Annotated in this window: 6 protein-coding genes; 1 reads left to right on the top strand and 5 read right to left on the bottom strand. The window is 63.7% G+C overall.

Features of this window, described 5'->3' with window-relative positions:
* Positions 1-364 precede the first annotated feature (364 nt).
* The 4 genes from ACIQ2E_RS13005 to ACIQ2E_RS12990 form a co-directional block, all read right to left on the bottom strand.
* Positions 365-985 (bottom strand): thermonuclease family protein, encoded by a 621-nt coding sequence (locus tag ACIQ2E_RS13005; protein ID WP_398331301.1) that lies wholly within the window; start codon positions 983-985, stop codon positions 365-367.
* The gene (locus ACIQ2E_RS13000; RefSeq protein WP_398331298.1) at positions 982-1,647 is read right to left on the bottom strand and encodes an HD domain-containing protein; all 666 of its coding nucleotides are present in this window, start codon (positions 1,645-1,647) and stop codon (positions 982-984) included. Before ACIQ2E_RS13000 ends, ACIQ2E_RS13005 begins: the two co-directional genes overlap by 4 nt.
* Positions 1,644-1,871 (bottom strand): hypothetical protein, encoded by a 228-nt coding sequence (locus ACIQ2E_RS12995; RefSeq protein WP_398331295.1) that lies wholly within the window; start codon positions 1,869-1,871, stop codon positions 1,644-1,646. Before ACIQ2E_RS12995 ends, ACIQ2E_RS13000 begins: the two co-directional genes overlap by 4 nt.
* Positions 1,872-2,329: 458 nt before the next feature.
* Positions 2,330-2,485 carry a hypothetical protein gene (locus tag ACIQ2E_RS12990; protein ID WP_398331292.1) on the bottom strand — a complete coding sequence of 52 codons (156 nt, stop codon included), beginning with the start codon at positions 2,483-2,485 and terminating at the stop codon, positions 2,330-2,332.
* 138 nt (positions 2,486-2,623) lie between these two features.
* Between ACIQ2E_RS12990 and ACIQ2E_RS12985 the strand changes: the two genes are divergently transcribed.
* A complete protein-coding gene (locus tag ACIQ2E_RS12985; protein WP_398331289.1) occupies positions 2,624-3,445 on the top strand; it encodes an SDR family NAD(P)-dependent oxidoreductase in 822 nt (273 codons plus the stop codon).
* Between the two features lie 4 nt (positions 3,446-3,449).
* Here ACIQ2E_RS12985 and ACIQ2E_RS12980 read toward each other — a convergent pair.
* A partial coding sequence (locus ACIQ2E_RS12980; RefSeq protein ID WP_398331286.1) for a protein adenylyltransferase SelO family protein occupies positions 3,450-4,051 on the bottom strand: 602 nt, incomplete at its 5' end.

Raw genomic sequence — 4,051 nt, 5'->3', positions numbered from 1 at the left:
AGCCACTTGCGCTCTCTCATCAGTCGCCCCACCTCCAAATCGGAACAGCTGCCATTCACCCTCAAGCATGACCAGCCTTCACCTCATCGGGGCCCAAGTCGATGCGAGCGGATACACCGATTCGCAAGGGGTGCGATGCCTTGGCTCAGCTGGTTTGACCTACAAGAGTGTGAGTTCCATTCCCCAGCCCAATACACCAGACTTTCTGCATACCACGAGTCTCGAGCTCGATAACATCAGAATGCGTGATGCATGGGCCGGCAGTTTGCCTGTGGTGCTGCTCAGCAATATCACCACAGCCAGGTTGGGATCGATGTTGCGGGCCTGGCATTGGATCGGTGACGAGACCTAGCGGTCATTGATGTCAGCTCCTCAGGGCTTCACACGCTTCTCCATCGCCATCCCCGTCGAGATAGGTGTGCCCCTGCCGCAGCAACACCTGGGCCTGGTCATAGGAGCCGATCTTCTTGCAGGTGTAGCGCCGGCCAAATGGTGCAGAGCTGTTTGCGCTCGGCCTCCGTTGGCCTGCGCGGAAGTCCCAGGGGCGTGTCAGTCCACCGCTCACTCCCCAGATGCCCACGCGTTTGAGCCGTGCTTCGTTCTCCAGACGGCTGTAGGTCTGCCGGTCGCAGCCCTGGATGTACTGCCAATAAACAAACGCCGAACCCGACGCCACCAGGGCCTGGTTGAGGTTGCGGCCGCCTCTGCTGAGCTCTGCCACAGAGCGCCCGTAGCGATCGGTGGCCTTGACGCGCAGCTCAACGGTCGTTCCGACTGCAGCCAGGGCCTGCAACTGGGCTCGGGCGCTGGCGCCATGGGGTGCCTGACTGGTCTCCGGCGCATCGATGCAGGCCAGGCGCACATTCAGGGTGCGGCTGCCATCTCGCACGCGCAGGGTGTCGCCATCGCCGATGGCAATCACGGTGGCTGTGCGGGTTTGGGCCAGCAGAACAACGGCTGCCAGCGCCAAGGGGAGGGCAATCACTCCTGAGCCGCCAGTCGATCCGCATACCCCGCCGCCCACACCGCCGGAGCTAGCCCCGGTGGCACAAGGCCCTTGAAGCTCTCCATCGCGAGGATTTCACTCACGGCTTCTCCCAGCCGTTCCACCGAGCGGCTCTGCGGAAGCAGGCATTTCAGCTGCTGATGCATCCTCAGCAGATACCAGGCCGATCCCTCGAGCCCAGCGTTGAACTTGCTCCACATCGCTGGATCGCGCCTGGCGTCGAGCACCATGTCGCCAGCGTTGTGGGCCTTGTCGGCGGCTGTCACCAACAGCGAGGCCTCGGGCTTGTGCTCCAGTGAGGCGATGTATCGGGTTTTGCGCAGCAGCCATGGCTCCTGCTCGCCCGGTGGTGTGTTGTCGTTGGTGTCGGTGCAATCGCGCACGATGTCGGCCACCAATTCTCCAAAGCGCTCGGCAATGGAGCCATGGCTCTGTCCGGCATCCTCAATGGCGTCATGCAACAGAGCAGCGATGGCTTGCTCCTCCGTGCCGCCGTCTTCCCACACCAGGGCGCTGACGCTGATCAGGTGGGAGATGTAGGGAACACCCTTGCCCTTGCGGCGCTGATCGCGGTGGAGCTCCTCTGCCCAGAGCAGGGCCTCGCCATAGCGGGCGCTGATCACCGGGGTTGACTCGCTCATTGGCGCACTTTGCAGTAGCCAGCGCCGGCATAGGCACTACCTCCCGGGCAGGTAGTGCCGTTCTTGGCGGGGAAGTACTGAACATTGCCGCGCACCTTGCAATAGCCCGCACCGGCGTAGCTGGTGCCGCCCGGGCAGATGTTGCCGTTTTTGGCGGGGATCATCAGGGGATTGGCCTGCGCCAACAGCACTGTTGCGGTGATGGTGGCAAGAAGAGAAGGCATCAACCCAATCAAGGGATCACCATCATCAAATAAGGCGCCCCGTAGGGGGCGCCTTAGCACCGGTTGCAAGAGTTCACCGCTGGCATCTCGCGGTCGCACTTGGTCGGGTGTCGGTTGGTTTCACGATTCACCTGTCTGGGGCCTGGCAGGCAAGGACGGCGGTCACGTTCCTGCTGAGAGATGCTCGGGGCTTGACCTCAGCAGTTGTGATCGCGGCTCGGGTTATTCAGCCCAAGGGATCATCAATCGAGAACTCAAAAGTGGCGTCTTGCTCTTGCGGCTACGGGGCGATGTTCGCGCTACATCACCGAGTTCACTGTGGGGTTCACGCATCTTGAGCGCACCTCCTTTGCGGGTGGAGGTGGGGTTGGTCCCTGCCGTCAACTTCAAGGTAATCCCATTGGTTGCTCGATCGCAGGGCGTAGAGGTTCCTCTTCCCGTACCGCTGCAGAGCTGAATCAGCCCACTCCACCCACACGAATCAGGCCGCCCACCACCACAAACGCGATCGCCAATGCCGTGAGGCCCAGCGGCTCGAACAGCTCCTCGAAGTCGCGGATGCGCTGGGCGCTCTGCTCCTGTAGTGCTTTCGGCAGCACCCGCAGATCCGGCACCAGGTGGCCGGTTCAAACCGTGGCCGCCAGGGCATGCACGATCACCAGAACGGGAAAGATCGCCATCGGGGCCACCGCTGCTCCAGTGCAGCACCACCCGGCTTTCTTCGCCACAGTGCAGCCGTCGCTTGCAACCCGATGGCTGACGCCCGCCGCAGTGTGTTGATCACCGGTGCCTCCAGCGGCATCGGCTTGGCCACGGCCCATCGCCTGATCGATCAGGACTGGCGCGTGCTGGCTTCCGCGCGTCGGGTTGAGGCGATGGAGCCGCTGCGCAGCCGCGGCGCTGAGGTGTTCCACCTGGATCTGGTCGACCCGAGCTCCCGCGAGGCGCTCGTTCACACCATCAGCCAACGCGTGGGTGCCCTCGATGGCCTGGTGAACAATGCCGGCTATGGCGATGTGGGCCCTGTGGAAACCATGGAGCTCGATCGGGCCCGGGCGATGTTTGAGGTGAATGTGTTCGGCCTGGTTGGCCTCACCCAGCTGCTGCTGCCGGCGATGCGCGAGCGCCGCCGCGGCTGCATCGTGAACATCTCCTCCATCGCCGGTCGCTTCGTGACCCCCGGAGCCGGTTGGTATGGCGCCAGCAAGCACGCCGTCGAGGCGATCAGTGATGGCCTGCGCCTTGAGCTGCATCAGTTCGGCGTTCATGTGGTGCTGGTGGAGCCCGGCTTGATCCGCACCGGTTTTGAGGGCGTGTCGGCTGAGGCCATGCAGCGCGAAGGGCTTCAGCCTGTCTGGGGTTCGATGATGCGCCGAGTGGCCGCTGGCTGGGCTGAGGGGTTCCGCAAGGGTTCCGAGCCTGAGGTGGTCGCCCGCACCATCACGGCGGCCCTCGAGGCCAGCGATCCCAAGCCCCGCTACCGCTGCGGCAGCGAATCGGAGGCGGTGCTGGTGCAGCGGTTCATGCCCACGCGCGTGTGGGATTCCCTGGTGCGCTCGCGCATGCTCGGCTGATGCCTCACGACGAGCAGCTGTAGTGCGACACCCCGCCGGCGTTGAAGAACTCCCGTGGCTTGAGCTGGTCGTACCGCGCCGCCAACGCTGCCGGCGGTGCGGAGTAGGGATCGTCGAACAGGCTTTGCAGCTCGCGGATCAGGCTGAAGTCGCCCGTGGCAGCTTTCTCATAGGCCGGGGCGATCAGCCATTCACGCCAGGTGATCGCTGGATTCACGCGCTTCATGGCGGTGGATGTCTCCTCCGGGTTGCCGATCTGGGCGCGCCAGCGGTCCAGCCAGCCCATCAAGCGCTGATCGAGATCCGCCGCGCTCGGCACATAGAAGCTCGGCTTGAGGTGCTCAACGCTCTCCGGGATCGCTGAGAGCCGGCGGAAGAAGATGGTGTAGTCGGCCCGCAAACTCACCAGCAGCTGCAGCAGCTCCTGGATCAGCTCGGGGTCGTAGCTGGGGAGGCCGAGCTTGGCGGTCCACATCGTCTCCAGCGCCTCAGCCATCGCCTCGGCAAAGCCGGTCTGAATGGCGTCGAGTTCTTCAAGGGCTGCGTTGTCGTCTTCCAGCAATGGCCGCAGCGATTTCACGAACATGCCGTAATTCAGTTCAGCCG

Source organism: Vulcanococcus sp., from assembly GCF_044369115.1.
In the GTDB taxonomy this organism is placed as follows: Bacteria; Cyanobacteriota; Cyanobacteriia; order PCC-6307; family Cyanobiaceae; genus Vulcanococcus.
This window is presented reverse-complemented; position numbering and strand designations above follow the sequence as displayed.